This window comes from Leifsonia sp. NPDC058230, assembly GCF_042882245.1.
Classification (GTDB): Bacteria; Actinomycetota; Actinomycetes; order Actinomycetales; family Microbacteriaceae; genus Leifsonia.
The window spans coordinates 47,184-64,285 of the sequence record NZ_JBHVWM010000005.1; the positions used below are offsets into that span (position 1 = coordinate 47,184).

The window sequence follows — 17,102 nt, forward strand, 5'->3', positions numbered from 1 at the left end:
GGATTCGGACCGGGCCGCCCCGACTACTGGGGGCGGAGCGGGAAGACGCCCTGCACAGCGATCATGTAGTTGAGCGTCAGGTAGGGCGGCATGTTGTTGTGCGGGAGGCTGCCGCCCGCCGGGTTGAAGGCCGACGGCGAGAGCGGGAGCGGTCCGGATGCGGCCGCGTACGTCGGCTCGGGCGTCCGGCCGATGCGCGGGGTGGCGAACGAGGCGCTCGCCGGGGAGTTCGTGGTGCCTAGAGCATCCACAGCGGACACCGTGTGAGTGTGGACGGGCATCTCGCTCGCGATGAGGGCCACGGTCTCTGCGCCGCCCGAGTCTCCGAGCTCGTGGAGCCCGGCGGCGGGATGCATCGCGGTGCGACCCTGCAGATCGGGGAGCGCGAACGTCGACCTGCCGTCGCCGCCGTAGGTGGTTCCGAGTAGCGAGAACAGTGCTGTGTTCTGCGAGATCCCCAGGAGCTGGCCGTTGCAGAGCGCCCATCCGGGCGGGGCGAAGGTGAACGGCACGAGGCGGATCTCGGCGAGGTAGGGGTTTGCCATGCGAATTGCTCCTCGAGCTCAGGTCCTGCTGGGGAATACGCCCTGCAGGGCGATCGCGAAGGAAAGCGTCATGTACGGCGGCATGTTCGGATGCGGCTGGTTTCCACCCACCGACGAGACGGTCGCCGGATTCATCGCGACAGCGGGCGACGCCCCGAACGTCACTTTGCCGGGTGCAGCGAAGAAGGACCCGGCAGGCGCCCTGCCGGTGGCGACCAGTGCGGGCGACGCGAGGTGGGTGTGCAGCGGCATCTCCTGCAGCGTGAGCGCGTGCGCCGGCTCGCCCCCGGACTCGCCGACGTTGTGGCCGTTCCCGACGCCGAGCGGAATCCTCCCGCGGAGGTCCGGGAGCGCGAACTCCGTCACGCCGTTGCCGCCGTAGAACGTGCCGATGAGCGAGAAGATCGCCGCATTCTGGCTGATCGGCAACAGCTGCCCGTTGCAGAGCGCCCAGCCTTTCGGGGCGAATCCGAACGACAGGAGGCGGATCTCGCCCAGGTACGGTTCTGACATCGAGGTGCTCCAGCCGTCAGGTGGTCGGGTAGACGCCGGTGAGCGCGATGATGAAGTTCACGCCCAGGTAGGGGGAGAGGTTGTCGTGCGGCTGCGAACCGCCGCTCGGGCTCAGCACGGCAGGATTCAGGGGAACGGTCGGCTGCGCCGAACTGTACGGGCTGTCCTGCCAGGCCGAGAAGACCGTGTTCGACGTGCTCGCGGTCACCGGCGCGGTGCCGGCGACGGGCACGTGCGAATGGAACGGGAGCTGCTGCGCGGTCAGGGTGACGGTCTCGGTGCCGGCCTTCTCTCCGAGGACGAAGGTGGTGCCGTTCGAGTTCCCCTGGTGCAGCGGCAGCCGGCCCGAGAGGTCGGGGAGCGCGAAGGTGGTCTCGCCGTCTCCGCCGTAGGTCGTGCCGATCAGGGTGAAGAGCGTTTCGTAGACGGAGATCGGAAGGAGGGCGCCGTTGCAGAAGGCCCAGTCCTGGGGCGCGAATCCGCCGGCGAACATCCGGATCTCTCCGACGAAGTAGTCAGCCACGATGGTCCTCGTTTCGCTGGTTGAACACGGCTTCGAGGTCGACTCCGACCTCGCGACGGCCGATGGGCACGAGGAAGACGGCCTCGGGGTCGTCGGCAGGGTCGCCGCCGGCAGTGAGGAGGTACGTTCCCTGCGCAGCGTCGTCCGACTCCGTGCCGAAGGTCAGGACGAAAGACGCCCACTCCCCGGACAGGCTGAGAGGGCTGCACGAGTCCAGGCGCAGTGTGTGCGGACGGCCCGCCTCATCCGTCGCGCCGAATTCCGTGCCGACGACGGCGGACCAGCGCTCGTAGTCAGCGGTCATGCGCTCGGCTCCCGTCGCATCGCGTCGTACCCGGAGCGCTCGCCGACGGTTTCGAAGCCGAAGGACTTGTAGAGCCCGATCGCGGCCTGATTGTTCGCCCACACGTGCAGAGTGAGCGGAAGCTCCGACTCATCCGACTCGGCGGCGAGCTCGCGGAGCACGGCCGACCCGATCCCTTCGCGGCGATGGCCGGCGGCGATGGTGAGATCGACCAGGTGGATGCCCGTGGAGGAGCGATCGACCACGACCGCGCCGACGGGTGTGCCCGCCTTCTCGATGACCGTCGTCCGGGCATCCGGATGCTCGGCCGCGACCTGAGCGGACTGCGCCCGCAGCTGCAGGTCGACGAGTTGATCCACGGCATCTGGGGAGAGACCCGCGAGGGCGAACTCCGCGCCGCGGGTCTGCGCGAAGAGCTCGCGGATGAACGGCGCATCCCCGTCGGCGCCCGCACGGAAGCGCAGGATCGCGACCGCCATCAGGCGTGCCGGTTGACGATGGCCTGCAGGGGCTGCGTCGCGGCCGAGGTGCCGATCGGGGACAGGAACAGCGTCGTCGTGGGCGTTCCGTTGCGGCGCAGAGTGAAGATGCCCTCGTGCGCATCGGCGGGGGAGCCGCTGAAGATCAGGTTGAAGCGGTTCTCGTCGTCGGCTTTCAGCACCGGAGCGAGGTCTTCGACGGCGGTGAGGGTGAGTTTCAGCGACCGCTCGCCGTCGACGGCGTCGAAGGTCTCGCCGATGGCCGGAACGAAATGCGAGCGCATCGGAAGGGACCCGGCTTCGATGGCGAACGGGTTGCGGGCTGACGTGGGTGCGCCAGGGGCCGACCAGCCGAGTGCGGGTGCAGCCTGTGTCGCGAGCACGACGGCCCCGACCCCTGCACCGGCGGCACCGGCCAGCACGGCGGTGCGACGCGACACCTCTGACACGGCGTTCTCCTTTGGAAAGTGCGGCGGCAGTCGGGTCGGGCGCAGCCTGATTGCGAGCCTATGGGATGCGCGTTCGAATCGTGATCCCCCCAGATGGGGGAGCCCGTCGGGTGACCCGCGCGCACTACGCTCCAAATGCACGCATTTATAGCCAGCGACCCGGGTTGGCAGAAGGAGTCTGCCCCTCCCATGGCATCCAGAGCCGCCCGTGCGGTAGCCGTTGTGCTCAGCGCCGCCCTTGCCGTCACTGGATTGATCGCACTCGCGGAGCCGGCTCAGGCCGCACCGGCCATCGTCGTCGACACCAACGCCGACGCCGACGCCAGCGGCGCGTGCGCCGGCTCGGGGACGACCCTGAGCACGCCGGTCACCCTGCGCGAGGCGCTCTGCGTCGCGAGCAACCGCGGTGGCGCGCAGACCGTTCTGCTCCCGTCGGACACCTACACGCTCTCGGCTGCGCTCGGCGCCTTGACGATCGGGGCGAACGGCAACGCGAACGTCACGGTTCAGGGCACGTCGCGCGCATCGACGGTCATCGAAGGCGACGGACTCCACCAGGTGTTCACCCTCGACCCCACCCTGCTCGGCGGCGTCTCGGTCACGATCGACTCGGTGACGGTGAGCGGGGGAGCCGGTCTCGACTTCGGCGGGGGCGGCCTGATCGGCGGAGACCCGTCCGGATCCGACTCGCTCGTCGTGCAGAACTCGTCCTTCGAGGGCAACACCTCGGGCGCCTCTGGAGCGACGAACCTGCCGGGCGGAGCGATCCAGTTCGTCGGCGGTTCCCTGACCGTGGAGAACACGCAGTTCACGGACAACTCATCGGGCAGCAGCCAGGGCGGCGCGATCTACTACCAGTCGGTCGCGGGCGTCAGCGGGCAGAAGCTCGCCGTCAGCGGGAGCACCTTCACGAGCAACACGACGCAGTCGGCGGGCGGTGTCGACAACGGCGGCGGCGCCATCTTCATCGCCGACCCGGCTGCCGCATCCGGAACCGCGCTGACGATCGACTCGAGTGTGTTCACCGGCAACGCGGCATCCGGCACGGCCGGCCAGCCGGCGCGCGGAGGCGCCATCTGGGTGCAGACCGGCGCATTGACCGTGACGGCGTCGACCTTCACCGCGAACTCGGTGTCGGGCGGTGGCTCCGGCGCATCGGCGATCGATGTGGGGAGCGCGACGCTCAACGCGAGTGGCAACCGCATCGCGGGCAACACCGGCGGTCCGGCTCTCGTCGTCGGAGCGGGTGGCCTCGCCAACGCGGCGCACAACTGGTGGGGATGCGCGAGCGGCCCCGGCGCGACCGGATGCGACACCGTCGCGCTCGCCGGCGCGTCGACCGTCACGCCCTTCCTGACGCTCACCGGAACGGCGACTCCCAGCCTCATCCTTCCGCCCGCGACCTCGTCGGCAATCGCGGTGAGCATGCTCACGGACTCGGCCGGGGGCGCGGTCGACCCGGCCTCGCTCGGCGCATTCGAGGGGCTCCCGATCACCTGGTCGGCCACCCCGGCGGGAGCATTTGTCGCCGACGTCGACTCTCTTCACAACGGCACCGCCGGCGCGACGTTCTTCGCGAACTCGGCCACGGGTGCAGGGTCGGCCAGGGCTGCGCTCGGAGCGACCCCGATCATCATTCCCGTCGGCATCGGCGCACTACCCGCCTTCACGTCCACGGCCGTCGCCACCGCCGTGGTCGGAATCGCAGGAGCGTTCACCGTCACGACCTCCGGCTATCCCTCGGCGACGCTGTCGATCGGTCCCGGCGCCCTTCCGGCAGGGCTCGCCTTCACCGACAACGGCGACGGCACGGCGACGATCGCCGGAACGCCCGCCGGGGGAACGGCCGGCGACTACGCCTTCACGCTCACGGCGGTCAACGCGGTCAACGCGGTCAGCACCGCGGCCCCGGCATCCGTGACGCAGGCCCTCGTTCTCCACGTGCAGCAGGCTGCGGCCTTGACCAGCGCAGCGGCAGCCACCTTCCCGGTCGGCACGGCGAGCACGTTCACGGTGACGACGACGGGAACACCGACGCCCGGTCCGATCACCACGACCGGAACGCTGCCGTCCGGCGTGACCGTCGTCGACAACGGCGACGGGACCGCGACCATCGCCGGGACGCCGGCGGCCGGCTCGGGCGGCGTGTACTCGTTCACTATCCACGCGCCGAACGGCGTGAGTCCCGAGGGGCTGCAGTCGTTCACGCTGACGGTGCCCGAGTCTCCGGTGTTCACCAGCGCGGCGACGGCGACCCTCCGGCTCGGCACCGCGGCCAGCATCGGTATCGCCGCGACGGCCGGTTTCCCGGCCGCGACCACGATCACGCAGACCGGCACACTACCGGCCGGCCTGGCGTTCCACTCCAGCGGCGGCAGTGCCACGATCGACGGCACCCCGACCGCGACGGGCGTCTTCACGATCGGCCTGACGGCGTCGAACGGCGGGGCACCGGATGCGGTGCAGACCCTGGTCATCACCGTGCGGTCCGCTCCGGTCGTCACCATCCCGGCCGCAGACCAGACCGCGAACGCGGGCAACCCGGTCAGCTTCACGGCGACGGCCACCGGGTTCCCGACACCGACCGTGCAGTGGGCCGTGTCGACCGACGGCTCGAACTTCGCCGACATCGCCGGCGCGACATCGCCCACGTACTCGTTCACCGCTGCGCAGTCGCAGAACGGCTCGACGTTCCGGGCGACGTTCACCAACGCTGCTGGCGTTGCGGCGACCGCCGCCGACCTGACCGTGGGCACGGCCCCGACCATCAGCAGCGACTCGGCTCACACCTTCGTCGGCAGCGGCGGAACACAGACCTTCACGGTGACAACGCAGGGCGTTCCGGATGCGGTGCTCGGGATGACGGGCGCTCCGAGCTGGCTCTCACTGTCCGACAACCACGACGGCACCGGCACCCTCTTCGGCACGCCACCCGCGGGATCGGGCGGACCGCATCCGTTCACCATCACCGCAGGCAACGGGTTCAGCCCCGACGCCAGCCAGAGCTTCGTGCTCACGGTCGTCGAGCCGCCGGTGTTCTCGAGCGCGGACGCCGCGACATTCACGGTCGGGTCTGCCGGGTCGTTCACCGTCACGACGGCGGCGGGCTTCCCGGCGGCGACCACGATCACTCGCGCCGGCGCCCTTCCGGCCGGGGTGACGTTCACCGACGTCGGAGGGACGGCCACGATCACGGGAACGCCGGCGGCACGGTCGGGCGGCGTCTACTCGCTCACCCTCACGGCCGACAACGGCGGCACGCCACCGGCGTCGCAGACCTTCACGCTCACGGTGCTCGAGCCCGCGACCTTCGTGAGCCCGGCCTCCCGCACGGTCCTGCGCGGCGAGAACCTGGACTTCACCGTTCAGACCGGTGGCGCGTATCCAGCGGTGACCAGCATCACGATGTCGGGCGCCCTGCCCACGGGCATCGCCTTCACCGACAACGGCGACGGCACGGCGACCATCGCCGGAACGACGGCCGACGCTGCGGCCACCTTCCCGCTGACCTTCACCGCGTCGGCCCCGGGTCAGCCTCCCGTGCAGCAGCTCTTCGACCTGGTGCTCGTCAACGCCCCCGTCGTGAACCTGCCCCCGATCGTGCCGGCAGGCTCCGGCCCGGTCGGCGGAGTGCCCAACTCCCCGAAGGCGGGCGACACCTTCACCGTCACCGCGGGCGGGTTCGCCGCGGGCGCGCCCGTGACGTTCGGAATCTACTCGGCGCCGGTGGTGCTCGCCCTCGTGAATGCGGATGCGCTCGGCACGGCCACAGCGACGATCACTATCCCCGCGGGGTACGCCGGAGCGCACTCGATCATCGCCGCCGGCAAAGCCCCCGACGGCACCGATCGCTTCCTGCGCACCAACTTCGTTCTCCCTGGCGCCGCGGGTGGCGCATCCACTCCCGCCGCTTCCGGGGCCTCCGGCTCGCCGGGGAACGGCCTGGCGAAGACCGGCCTGGATGTCTCCGGTCTCGCCCTGCTCGCTCTGCTCCTGCTGGCCGCGGGCGCCGCGATCGCGGCCCGCCGCATCCCGCGCCGCCGCTGAACAGACGAGGGGCCGCAACACGCCGTCTCGCCGGAGCCCGGCGCGGCGTGTTGCGACCCCTCATCCTGCGGCAGGCCGGTGGGGCCCGCCCTTACGGGTTGGTGGACCAGCCACCACGCGGCGGCGTCGGCCAGTGCGGATGCGTCGGAACGACCGCGGTCACTGCGCCGGTCGACGGCGAGAGCAGCACCTCGCGCTGCTGCGGGCGGAACCAGTCGAACATCCCGCCGAGTGAGCCCGAGCGCTGATCGAACGACGCGTCGCCGATGCGGCCGGTCAGCCAGTTGGTCTCGATGAAGCGCAGGATCGAGGCCTGGTCGGTCTGGGTGTGGTCGACGTGGTTCTGCGCGGCGTACGGCGAGATCACGAGCAGCGGCAGGCGCTGGCTCGGGCCGCACCGGTCGGCGTAGCCACCGGCCGACTTCTTGACGGTCGTGCAGACCGTGGAGTCGGCGGCGGGGTCGTTCGATCCGTTCGTCACTGTCGGGGCCACGTGGTCGTACCAGCCGTCGGAGTCGTCGTAGGAGACGACGACGGCGGTACTGGACCACGAGCTGGACTTCTGGATGGCGTTGATCTCGTTCACGAGGAACTTCTGCTCATCCAGCGGGTCGGAGTACGAGGCGTGACCGTCCTGCGCCTCCGGTGCCTTGAGGAACGACACCGCCGGCAGGTTGTTGTGCTGCAGCGCAGCGTCGAACGAGGTCAGGTCGTACTGGTGGTTGGCCCGGTCGGTGTGGCCGATCGCGGCCTCGGAGGTCGGCGCCAGGTGGTGCGGGTTCGCCGTCGACTTGTAGTACTGGAACGGCGAGTGGTGCGGCGAGTAGTCCTTCGACGCCGCTCCCGCGACGTTCGTTGTGGTCGCGTCGCACTTGGCGTAGTCGCCGGACTTGCCGTCCCAGGCCGTGGTCGGGGTGAAGCCGCCCTGGAACCAGCCCCAGGTGACGCCCCGCTTGTTGAGCAGGTCGCCGACGTTCTTGCCGGACATCCCCACCAGCGCAGAGGTCGAGACGTGGTCGTTGTCCGAGCAGTCGTCGAAGGCCGGATCCGGATCGCCGATCACCGTGCCCACGCCCTTCGCGTTCGGCGTGGAGACCGCGGTCGACGCGGGAAGCACCGCGCCGGTCGTCGGGTCGTACGCGGTTCCGCCGTGCGTCTGCCCCGAGATCAGGTTCAGCGCGCCCGGCGTCGACGGACCGAAGGTGGTGTCCCAGCTGTTATCGCTCATGGAGTAGTTCTGGGCGTAGTTCCACAGACCGGTGACGGTGTTGCCGTCGTAGTAGTCCATGGCGAGTCCGGGCGCTCCGAACTGCCCGGTGCACGTGTCGGTGGAGGTCTTCTGCACGAAGAGGTCCATCTTGCCGTTGTCGACCGCCTGCTGCTCGGCCGAGTATCCGTGATTCTGGTCGCACGTCACGGCCTGGGCGGGGGTGAGCCGCTTGGGCGGGTAGAGGTTGGGGTTCTTGGTCAGCGTGCCCGAGGAGACGAGGGTGTTCGCCTTCGGGGTGTTCGGCGCAGCCTTGAACGGGGTGCCGTCGGTGCCGGCGGCCGACGGGTACGTGCCGAAGTAGTGATCGAATGAGACGTTCTCGTCGAAGATCACGACGAGGTGCTTGATCGGCGTCAGGGTCGCCGACGAATGGTCGGGGCTGGCGATAGCCGGCGAACCGGCGAGCAGCCCGGCGCCGACCAGTGCAGTCGCGCCGACGACGGCGAGACCGGCGTAGCGCAGACGGAACTTGGTGAACACTGTTCCTCTTCCTTGTGGATGTTGCCCTTGAGTGTCGGCGCGGATGCGTCGAGTCGGTCGACCGGTCAGGCGAGCATCGTGCGCCCGAGCCAGTCAGAACTGTCGCGCGCCCCCGGGAGCGCGAAGAAGTAGCCGCCGCCGAACGGCGACACGTAGTCGACGAGCGGCTCATCGGCGAGTCGCTTCTGCACGGCGACGAACTGGCGTTCGAGGTCCTGGTTGAACGCGGTGAAGATCAGCCCCATGTCGAGGTTGCCGTTCGTATCGAGCCCCGCGTCGTAGTTGTATGCCCGGCGCAGCATACGTTGCTTCGCGCTTGCCGCAGTCCGCGGATTCGCGAGCCGGATGTGCGCATCCATCTGGATGACGTCGCCGGTCGGGTCGAGCTCGTAGTGCGGATCGTCGTGCTCGTGCGAAGCGGTGAGCGGCGCCCCGCTGTCGCGACGCCGGCCGATCATGTTCTCCTGTTCGTGCAGGTTCACGCGGTCCCAGAATTCGACGAGCATCCGGATGAGTCGCACCACGTGGTAGCTGCCGCCCGTCACCCAGGCCGGCTCGACCCCACCCGGTCTCGCCCAGACGAGGTCGCCCATGGTCGCCGCATCCGTGACGTCGGGATTGGAGATCCCGTCCTTGAAGCCCATGAGGTTGCGGGGGGTTCCGGATGGGCGGGGCGGGGAGACGAAGCCGTCCTGCCGCCAGCGCACCTGCATCCCCCCTCGGGTGGCGCGGGCGATCTCCCGCACGGCGTGCGTCACCGAGTCCCTGTCGTCGGCGCAGACCTGGAGCAGGAGGTCGCCGTCGCAGACCTCGCGTCGCAGCGAGTCGTTGGGGAAGTCCTCCATGGTCCGGAGGCGCCCAGGCTTGGCTGCTGCCAGCCCGAATCGGTCGTCGAAGAGCGACGCTCCGACGGAGAGCGTCACGGTGAGCCCATCCGGGACGACGGTGGCGCCGAGGATGCCCGAATCGCGCGGCGGAGCGGTGAGCCCGGGATCGGGCGGCGTGCCGCCGGTCGTCGAGAACCGGGCACGGTCGGTGATCGTGCGGAGCAGATCGGCGAGTTCGACGCGGGTGGCGGCGGTGACGTCGAGCGAGACGAATGCCGCCGAACGCTGCGCGGGGGTGAGGATGCCCTGCTGATGGGCGCCGTGAAACGGGAATGCCGCCTTCGCCGCGCGCTCGCCGACCGCCGAGCCCGCGGAGGCTGCAGCGGATGCATGGGCCGCGTTCCCGCCTCCCAGCCCGAGGCCGGCCGCCACCCCGGCGGCGACGCCCGCCCCCACTGCCGTGCCGACGAACCCTCGGCGCCCGATCCCGGGTGTCCCGCTCGTCGTCCCGCTCATGCGTCCCTCCGGATGTCGCAGATCGCCGCCACCGGGGCGAGCAGTTCCACTGTGTTGCCGAGGGCGGCGTCGAGCCGCTCCCGATCGCTGCGGTTCAGCTGCACCAATGGGGTCCAGGCGCCGTCCGCCTGACGGAACGACTCCACGAGTTTCTGGGCGGAGGTCAGGCTCGTGGTCGTCGCCCCGAGCTCGTCGTAACGGGAGGTGAGGATCGTTGTCAGTGGATTCAACGCCTGCTGCGCTCCCGTGAGATTCGCGTCGATCGTCGCGAGTTCGGTCCCCGACCCCGCATCGGTCGCGCCGGTCAGCTCGAACTGGATCGCGTTCTCGACGATCTCGTGCGCCCGCAAGCCGATGTCCTGGGGGTCGATCTCCGCATCCGAGAACGCCGTCCCGAGCTGGTCGACTGCCGAGGCGAGGGGAGCGACCGACGCTGCGACGACCGCGGCGGGAGCACCGGACCAGAGCGCGGCCTCCACCTTGTGAAATCCGGTCAGGTCGGGATCGGTCGACGCTGTCAGCCCCGGCGCGGGCGTCCCGTCGATCGCGGAGTCGAGGTCGCCGAACGCGCCATAGGCCGCGCCGAGCGTCTCGTAGGTCTCATGCGCGGTCAGCCAGTCGCGGCGTGCGGCCGATAAGTCGCCCTCCGCGGCGTCGTCGCCGAGCGCGGCGACCTGCTGTGCGAGCACCGGGATGCGTGAGCCCACCCAGTCCCCGTACGCCTTCGCCACCGGGATCAGGTCGTTCCGCGTCACGGGAACGATGCCCGGCGTCAGCTTCGCCGCCGGTGGGGCCGCGCCGACCGTCACGGTCGGACCGCGCACCGGATCCGCGTCGGCGGGCAGGCACACGAATCGGTAGCGTCCGGAGCCGAGCGTCACGCGCGCCTTCGCGTGCGCACCCGTGCCGAGCCCTTCCAGGTCGAGGTACACCTTGCTCGTGTCCACCGCCTGCAGGTAGACCTCGATGCCGGCGATCGTTCCGTTGGTCACGGTGAACGTCTGGTCTCCGCCGGGCACGTGGGCGTTCGATCCGCTGCCCCAGCCGGCGCCGCACGCATCCTGTCCGGCCGAGATCGCATAGGTTCCCGGATGCGGGGCCGCGTTCGCAACGCCCGGTCGCACCGCGATCGTCAACACGACACCGACCGCGATGATCACGCCCACGACCGTGAAGAACACGGCGAACCGGGAGCGCTTCGACATTGAACGGTGCCTCCTCGAGGAATGAAAGGGGGTGGAGCCGGCGCCGGTCTCACCGGCACCAGTGATGCTACGAGCGCCCGGCTCGCTCGGCATCGGCCTTCACCGTCTGTTCACGTCGGCGCTACCGTGTGGGCCCCGAATGGGGGTCGTGCCTGAATGGGCTCTCAGGCGGGAGCGGACCGTCGGAGCGCCCCGCGCCGGCCGGAGCGTAGCCTGGAAGCATGCTTGCTACTCTCATCTACGGCGAACGTGACATCCGCGTCGAAGAGGTTCCCGACCCTGTTCTCAGCACCGGAGGCGACGCGATCGTGCGCGTGGTCGCCGCCTGCGTCTGCGGTTCGGACCTGTGGCCCTACCGAGGCGTCACACCGACGACCCACCCGCACCGTATCGGGCACGAGTTCGTGGGCGTGGTCGAGGAGGTCGGCCCCGAGGTGAAGAAGATCGTGCCCGGCGACTTCGTGATCGCCCCCTTCTACGACTGCGACATGACCTGCGTCAACTGCCTCAACGGCGTCAGCACGTCCTGCCTGCACGGCGGATGGTGGGGGTCGAAGGATCGACTGGGCGGCTTCGCCGACGGTGGTCAGGGCCAGAAGGTGCGGGTTCCGCACGCCGACGGAACGCTCGTGGCGACGCCCGAGTACCCGCGCGAGGAGCTCATCCCGGGTCTGCTGACACTCGCCGACGTCATGGGAACGGGCCACCACGCGGCCGTCTCCGCCGGGGTCACCGAGGGCAGCACGGTCGTCGTGGTCGGCGACGGAGCGGTCGGCCTCTGCGCGGTTCTCGCCGCGTCGCGTCTTGGGGCATCCCGGATCATCGCGATGTCCCGCCACGAACCGCGCCAGGAGCTGGCCCGTGCGTTCGGCGCCACCGACATCGTCGAGGAGCGTGGCGACGAGGGTGTGGCCGTGGTCAAGGCTCTGCTCGACGGGATCGGCGCGGACTGCGTGCTGGAGGCCGTCGGCACCAAGGAGTCGATGGATCAGGCGATCCGCTCGGCCCGCCCCGGCGGAATGGTCGGCTACGTCGGCGTGCCCAACGGCGGCCCCGAACTACCGGTGCGCCCCCTCTTCGACGGCAACATCGGTGTGAACGGCGGCGTCGCTCCCGTGCGCAACTACATCGAGGAACTGCTCCCCGACGTCTGGTCGGGCGCTATCGATCCCGGCCGCGTCTTCGACCTCGAGCTCCCGCTCGACGAGGCCGCCGAAGCCTATGCGGCGATGGACGAGCGCCGCGCGATCAAGGTGCTCCTGCGTCCCTGACGCCACTCCCATAAACGACGAGTCGCGGCAGATCGACCTTCCCGAAGCCTGGGAGCATCGATCTGCCGCGACTCGTCGTCATGTCGACGGGCGGCGGATGCGGTCAGCCGTTGACGACGACCAGGTCGTCGAGCGCAGTGCGCGTGCGCGGGGCGAGCTCGCGCGCCCGGAGGACCTCGGGGAGCGCATCCGGATCGCCGAGCGTGCCGAGCGCCGTGATGGACACCGGCAGGAAACGGTCGTCGATGTCGAACGCGGAACGCAGCCCCTCAACGACGAAGCCGCCCATCTGGTGCACGTGCAGTCCGTCGTGGTGCGCCTGAATGCTGAGGTGCGCGATCGCCTGGCCCAGGTCGTAGGTGGCCCAGCGGCGCGCGTTGCCGTCGCTGTCGATCACTTCGGCGAGGGCGACGATCAGTACGCTCGCCGATCCCGCCCAGGCCGCGTTGAAGCCAACGAGGTTCTGCTCGATCGCGGCGAACGCCGCCCCTCCGCGGCGGGCGACGATGAATCGCCACGGCTGCGTGTTTCCGGCGGACGGCGACCAGCGCGCGGCCTCGAGGGCAGCGGTCAGCTTCTCTTCGTCGACGGATGCGGTGGGATCGAACGCGCGCGGGCTCCAGCGCTCGGCGAGGACGGGCAGCAGGCGCGCGCTCGTGTCGGCGGCGCGATCGGACAGTTCGGCGATAGCCATGAGACTCCTGAAGGGAGAGAACGGGGGACACGGCTCCATTGCCAATCTATGTAAACACATAGGCTCAGTGGCTATTCCCCGCTCGCTGCGTGTCCTATCCGTGTGCTCCCGTCATCGCCGTGCGCGCCTCGCTCGTTCCGAACGCGGAGAAGAGGTGATTGCGCACAGCGCTCATCGGCCACACCGGGGCATCCGATGCCGGCTCCAGGCCGGCGTTCCAGCCCCAGGCGTCGGCCGCCTTGAGCGCCGCGTCGTCCTTCGTGATGAGCATGACCGGCGTCTGGTGGCTGGCGCCCTGGCGGGTGACCGAGCTGTTGGGCTGGTGGTCGCCCATCGCCAGCACGACGAGGTTCGGGTCGTGGCTGTTCGTGACGAACTGCGTGAGCGCCTGCATGGCGTACGCGACGGTGCGCGCGTAGATCACACGGGGGCTGGTCGTCGTGGCGACGGGCCCGGTGAACGCGGCCCCGTCGCCGACGTCGTTCCACGGCAGCAGCGACGGCGGCTGCGTCCAGGGGTAGTGGCTGGACAGCGTGTCGATCTCGGCATACACCGGCGGGCGGTCCCCCGGCGTGAGCTCGCGTTGCGCGAACGCGTGGTAGATGTACTGGTCGGGCATCGTGGCGTAGCCGTACGGCTTGCCCTGGTAGCCGACGTTGAACTTCGTGTACAGCTTGTCGTATCCGTAGAACTGCTGCCCCTGCACCCACGGCCGGTCGGTGGAGGGCACGTCGAACACGGTGCGCCAGCCGGCATCGCCGAACGTGCTCGACAGTGTGATCCGGGGCGCGGCTATGAGCTGGTCGTAGCGGCGCTGGCTGTTCACCCAGAGCCCCGCCCCGACACTGGCATGGGCCAGCCAGCTGCCGGCGCCGAACGTCGGCGAGTCCACCCATGCGCTGCGAGCCGAGAACCCGGCTGCCGACAGTTGTTCGTCGGAGGTCGTGAGCGCGCTGCGCACGGTCGGCGCCAGCTGCGGGTCGTCCAGCGCCACCCGTCCGTAGCTCTCCACGTAGACCACCAGAACGTCTTTGCCGGCGAGACCGGCGATGCGACTCGACGCCGGCACGGCGGCCGCCGGGTCGGTGCGGATGTCGTGCGCGAAGGCGTCCCGATCGGCGAGGTCGTCGGGCAGGACCTGCACCGTCTGCCAGGCCATCCGCGCCGTGGCGTCGCTGGCGATCGCCGCCGTGTAGTACCCGTGCGGCCAGCCCACGCCCGTGACCGCCAGTATCGACCACGCCGCCACCAGCGTCGCCAGAACGGGCACAGCGCGAACGCGCTGCCGGCCGATCGCGTCGGCGACGCGCATCGACGCCCACGGCACGAGCACGAAGATGCCGACCGCCACGGCGATGGCGGCGGTGACGGCGAGTGCCGCGACCGCCGGACCCGCGAATGTCGCGAGGGTCTCGGCGCCGTCGCGCAGATACGTCCAGTCATCGACGATGTCGAACGGCCGGGTGAGCACGGCGCGAAAGCCCAGGTTCAGGCCGCGCAGCAGAACGAGGGCGGCCAGCAGCACACCGAAGACCAGGGCGACGACGCGCATCGGCCGCGGTGGAAGCAGCAGAGCGGCCACACCCAGCGCCAGGCCCTCGATCGGCAGTCGCAGAAAGTCCTGGATGCCCCACACGGAGTACTGTCCGGGCGACGCCAGCGCCAGGCACAGCACGACGGCGGCGAGAATGGTCACGAGTATCCTGCGCACCGCACTCCTTCGCGACTCTCGCCGGTTTGCGTTTCAAGCTTCCACCGGCACATCACTAACCACACGAGCGGGCCGCTGGAAAGGTTCAATCGCCCACGTCGAGGTGCCGGGGTGCCGGATGCGGTGGTTTGCTTCTGCGTGCCTACACGCGCCGTGCCGTCAGCGCGAATTTGCGGATGCGGCCGGTCGCCATCCAGTCCCGCCACAGCCGGTGCGAGGCGAAAAGGTCATCGGTGAGGGTCGTGCCCAGCTCCGCCACGATGCGGTCGCGATTCGCGGCGAACTGGGCCAGCAGGGCCGTGACCACACGCAGGTGCGCTGCGGTGTCGTCCTGAACCGATTCCGTGGCGAGACCGGCGTCGGCCAGCACCTTCTCGAACTCGTCCAGCGGCACGGGCCAGACGGTGTCGGCGGCCGGCATGGCGGCGCGCTCGGCGGGCGTCAACGGCATCCCCTCCTCCAGCGTGCAGGCGAACCGGCCGCCCGGGTGCAGCGCCGTGGCGACAGCCGCCACCAGCCCCCGCTTGTCGCGGAACGCCAGCACGGTCTCCAGCAGCAGCACGATGTCGAAGGTGCCGGCGGGAAGCGGCGGCACGGTGTGCACGGCGTAGGTGCACGGCAGTCCGGCGGTTCGTTCCCAGGCGAGCGCAACGGCCTCGGCATCGGCGTCGACGCCGGTGTAGGCACAGCCGAAGGTGCGGACGATGTGTCTGCCGGGGCCGCCGGTCCCGCAGCACACGTCGAGCACGCGCACGTCGGCGTCGACGCGGGCGCTGCGGGCGAGGGAGAGGATGGCGTCGGCCGTCATGAAGCTCTCCTGACCGACGAACTGGCCGGGCAGGTGTGCGGCCACCCGCGCGTCGAGCAGGGCGGCTCCGACGTCGGCGCGTCTGTTCACACTGGCTCCCGGCGTCGGCACCACAGCCATCGCGGCAGCGACATGACACAAGTATTGCGCATCACCCATCGCCAGCGCCGCCGATCCGTGGAACCCTATGAAGAGGACGCAGGCCGCGGAAGCATGGCGACCGGAACCCGTCCACGGATGGCCGACCCGATGACGATCAGAACCGAGAGCCGCATCACAGTCACTGGAAGCGTCAGTGACGTGTGGGACTACCTGTGCGACGTCGGCCGCTGGCCGGAGTGGGCGCCGACGGTGCTCGAGTGCCGCATCGACGGCGGCGGTCCCATGCTGCCTGGCGCCTGGGTGGAGCAGCGGGCTAAGGACCTTGGCTGGAATCACAGCCGGCGTGAGCAGGTGACCGCCGTCGACCCGCCCCGCTCGATGGCGTTCGCCGGCACGATGGGAACGTCCGTGGCGCGCTGGGGAATGGAGTTCGAGCCGGCAGGCGATGAACACACGAACGCCATGATGTGGGTCGAGGTCGACCTCGCGAACATCATGCGCGCCGTCCCCGGCCGCGCCCTCCAGGGCAGAATTCAGCGCGTGAGCGATATCGAGATGGCGGCGATCAAGGCCGCGGTCGAGTCGGACGTGCAGACGGGCACGGGGTCACCGTGAGCCAGGCCGACCGTACCCGTGAGCGCTTGATCGAGATATACCGCAAGAAGGCGAGACACTACGATTCCACCTCCTGGCTCTACCCGGCCCCCGGCTACCCGCATCGGGCGCAGCGCTCGCGTGCCGTGCGGGCACTCGGCCTCCGCCCGGGTGACAGGGTGGTCGACATCGCCTGTGGCACGGGCTTGAACTTCCCGTTGGTCGAGGAGGCGATCGGTCCCAGCGGCCGGCTCGTCGGTGTGGACCTGACCGACGCGATGCTCGCTCGCGCCAGGGACCGGGTCGAGGCGAATGGCTGGAACAACGTCAGCCTCGTGCAGTCCGACGCGGCCGAGTTCGACTTCCCGGCGGAGGTCGACGCGATCCTGTCCACGTACGCACTGACACAGGTGCCCGAATGCGGGCAGGTCATCGCGCACGGTGCGGCGGCCCTCTCCGACGGCGGTCGCTTGGTCGTGCTGGATCTCAAGCTCCCGGATCGAACGCCCGGCTGGCTGTCGCGGCTCGGAATCGCAGCCGTGCGGACCTCCGCCTCCCCTGACGAGTGGATCATGCGCCGTCCGTGGGCGACCATCCGCGCCGCAATGCACGACGAACTGGCCGATCCCTCCTGGACGGAATTGTGCTTCGGAACCGCGTTCCTCGCAGGCGGATCCAGCCCACGCAACCGTCGCTGACGCGACCCGACGCCTGCAGGTGGACACCGCTGTGTCAAGAGGTCCGCGACGAACCTTCTGGTGAAC

At 69.9% G+C, this 17,102-nt stretch carries 16 protein-coding genes; 4 read left to right on the forward strand and 12 right to left on the reverse strand.

Annotated features, from left to right (window positions below):
* Window positions 1–23 precede the first annotated feature (23 nt).
* The 6 genes from ACFVV0_RS16285 to ACFVV0_RS16310 are packed head-to-tail and all read right to left on the reverse strand — an operon-like array spanning window position 24 to window position 2,813.
* Window positions 24–545, reverse strand: a complete 522-nt coding sequence (locus tag ACFVV0_RS16285; RefSeq protein WP_387065330.1) for a phage tail protein — start codon at window positions 543–545, stop codon at window positions 24–26.
* Between the two features lie 18 nt (window positions 546–563).
* On the reverse strand, window positions 564–1,058 hold the full coding sequence (locus tag ACFVV0_RS16290) for a phage tail protein (RefSeq protein ID WP_387065333.1): 495 nt from the start codon (window positions 1,056–1,058) through the stop codon (window positions 564–566).
* A gap of 16 nt (window positions 1,059–1,074) precedes the next feature.
* Window positions 1,075–1,581, reverse strand: coding sequence for a phage tail protein (locus tag ACFVV0_RS16295; RefSeq protein WP_387065336.1), 507 nt, complete (start codon window positions 1,579–1,581; stop codon window positions 1,075–1,077).
* On the reverse strand, window positions 1,574–1,885 hold the full coding sequence (locus ACFVV0_RS16300; RefSeq protein ID WP_387065339.1) for a DUF6916 family protein: 312 nt from the start codon (window positions 1,883–1,885) through the stop codon (window positions 1,574–1,576). The genes ACFVV0_RS16295 and ACFVV0_RS16300 overlap by 8 nt, the downstream gene beginning before the upstream one ends.
* Window positions 1,882–2,364 (reverse strand): GNAT family N-acetyltransferase, encoded by a 483-nt coding sequence (locus ACFVV0_RS16305; protein WP_387065342.1) that lies wholly within the window; start codon window positions 2,362–2,364, stop codon window positions 1,882–1,884. The genes ACFVV0_RS16300 and ACFVV0_RS16305 overlap by 4 nt, the downstream gene beginning before the upstream one ends.
* Window positions 2,364–2,813: a DUF6916 family protein gene (locus tag ACFVV0_RS16310; protein WP_387065345.1), complete on the reverse strand. Its 450-nt coding sequence runs from the start codon at window positions 2,811–2,813 to the stop codon at window positions 2,364–2,366. Before ACFVV0_RS16310 ends, ACFVV0_RS16305 begins: the two co-directional genes overlap by 1 nt.
* Before the next feature lie 189 nt (window positions 2,814–3,002).
* Here ACFVV0_RS16310 and ACFVV0_RS16315 point away from each other — a divergent pair, with 189 nt between their 5' ends.
* Window positions 3,003–6,860 carry a beta strand repeat-containing protein gene (locus tag ACFVV0_RS16315; protein WP_387065348.1) on the forward strand — a complete coding sequence of 1,286 codons (3,858 nt, stop codon included), beginning with the start codon at window positions 3,003–3,005 and terminating at the stop codon, window positions 6,858–6,860.
* Between the two features lie 91 nt (window positions 6,861–6,951).
* On the opposite strand, the gene ACFVV0_RS16320 is transcribed toward ACFVV0_RS16315, so the two are convergent.
* From ACFVV0_RS16320 to ACFVV0_RS16330, 3 genes are all read right to left on the reverse strand, one after another.
* The gene (locus ACFVV0_RS16320; RefSeq protein WP_387065351.1) at window positions 6,952–8,610 is read right to left on the reverse strand and encodes a phospholipase C; all 1,659 of its coding nucleotides are present in this window, start codon (window positions 8,608–8,610) and stop codon (window positions 6,952–6,954) included.
* 65 nt (window positions 8,611–8,675) lie between these two features.
* Entirely contained in the window at window positions 8,676–9,953 is a 1,278-nt protein-coding gene (efeB, locus tag ACFVV0_RS16325; protein ID WP_387065354.1) for an iron uptake transporter deferrochelatase/peroxidase subunit, read from the reverse strand.
* Window positions 9,950–11,158, reverse strand: coding sequence for an imelysin family protein (locus ACFVV0_RS16330; RefSeq protein ID WP_387065357.1), 1,209 nt, complete (start codon window positions 11,156–11,158; stop codon window positions 9,950–9,952). Before ACFVV0_RS16330 ends, efeB begins: the two co-directional genes overlap by 4 nt.
* A 221-nt stretch (window positions 11,159–11,379) precedes the next feature.
* On the opposite strand from ACFVV0_RS16330, the gene ACFVV0_RS16335 reads away from it, so the two are divergent.
* Window positions 11,380–12,429 (forward strand): zinc-dependent alcohol dehydrogenase family protein, encoded by a 1,050-nt coding sequence (locus ACFVV0_RS16335; protein WP_387065360.1) that lies wholly within the window; start codon window positions 11,380–11,382, stop codon window positions 12,427–12,429.
* Between the two features lie 103 nt (window positions 12,430–12,532).
* Here the strand turns inward: ACFVV0_RS16335 and ACFVV0_RS16340 are convergent, their stop codons facing one another.
* The 3 genes from ACFVV0_RS16340 to ACFVV0_RS16350 all read right to left on the reverse strand — a co-directional run bounded on the left by ACFVV0_RS16340 (window position 12,533) and on the right by ACFVV0_RS16350 (window position 15,732).
* Entirely contained in the window at window positions 12,533–13,123 is a 591-nt protein-coding gene (locus tag ACFVV0_RS16340) for a nitroreductase family protein (RefSeq protein ID WP_387065363.1), read from the reverse strand.
* Window positions 13,124–13,217: 94 nt separating this feature from the next.
* The gene (locus tag ACFVV0_RS16345; protein WP_387065366.1) at window positions 13,218–14,819 is read right to left on the reverse strand and encodes a CDP-alcohol phosphatidyltransferase; all 1,602 of its coding nucleotides are present in this window, start codon (window positions 14,817–14,819) and stop codon (window positions 13,218–13,220) included.
* 157 nt (window positions 14,820–14,976) lie between these two features.
* Window positions 14,977–15,732 carry a class I SAM-dependent methyltransferase gene (locus tag ACFVV0_RS16350; protein ID WP_387065369.1) on the reverse strand — a complete coding sequence of 252 codons (756 nt, stop codon included), beginning with the start codon at window positions 15,730–15,732 and terminating at the stop codon, window positions 14,977–14,979.
* Between the two features lie 159 nt (window positions 15,733–15,891).
* Here ACFVV0_RS16350 and ACFVV0_RS16355 point away from each other — a divergent pair, with 159 nt between their 5' ends.
* Together ACFVV0_RS16355 and ACFVV0_RS16360 are read left to right on the forward strand one after the other, a co-directional pair.
* Window positions 15,892–16,359, forward strand: coding sequence for an SRPBCC family protein (locus ACFVV0_RS16355; RefSeq protein WP_387065371.1), 468 nt, complete (start codon window positions 15,892–15,894; stop codon window positions 16,357–16,359).
* The gene (locus ACFVV0_RS16360) at window positions 16,356–17,036 is read left to right on the forward strand and encodes a class I SAM-dependent methyltransferase (protein WP_387065374.1); all 681 of its coding nucleotides are present in this window, start codon (window positions 16,356–16,358) and stop codon (window positions 17,034–17,036) included. The genes ACFVV0_RS16355 and ACFVV0_RS16360 overlap by 4 nt, the downstream gene beginning before the upstream one ends.
* Window positions 17,037–17,102 lie beyond the last annotated feature (66 nt).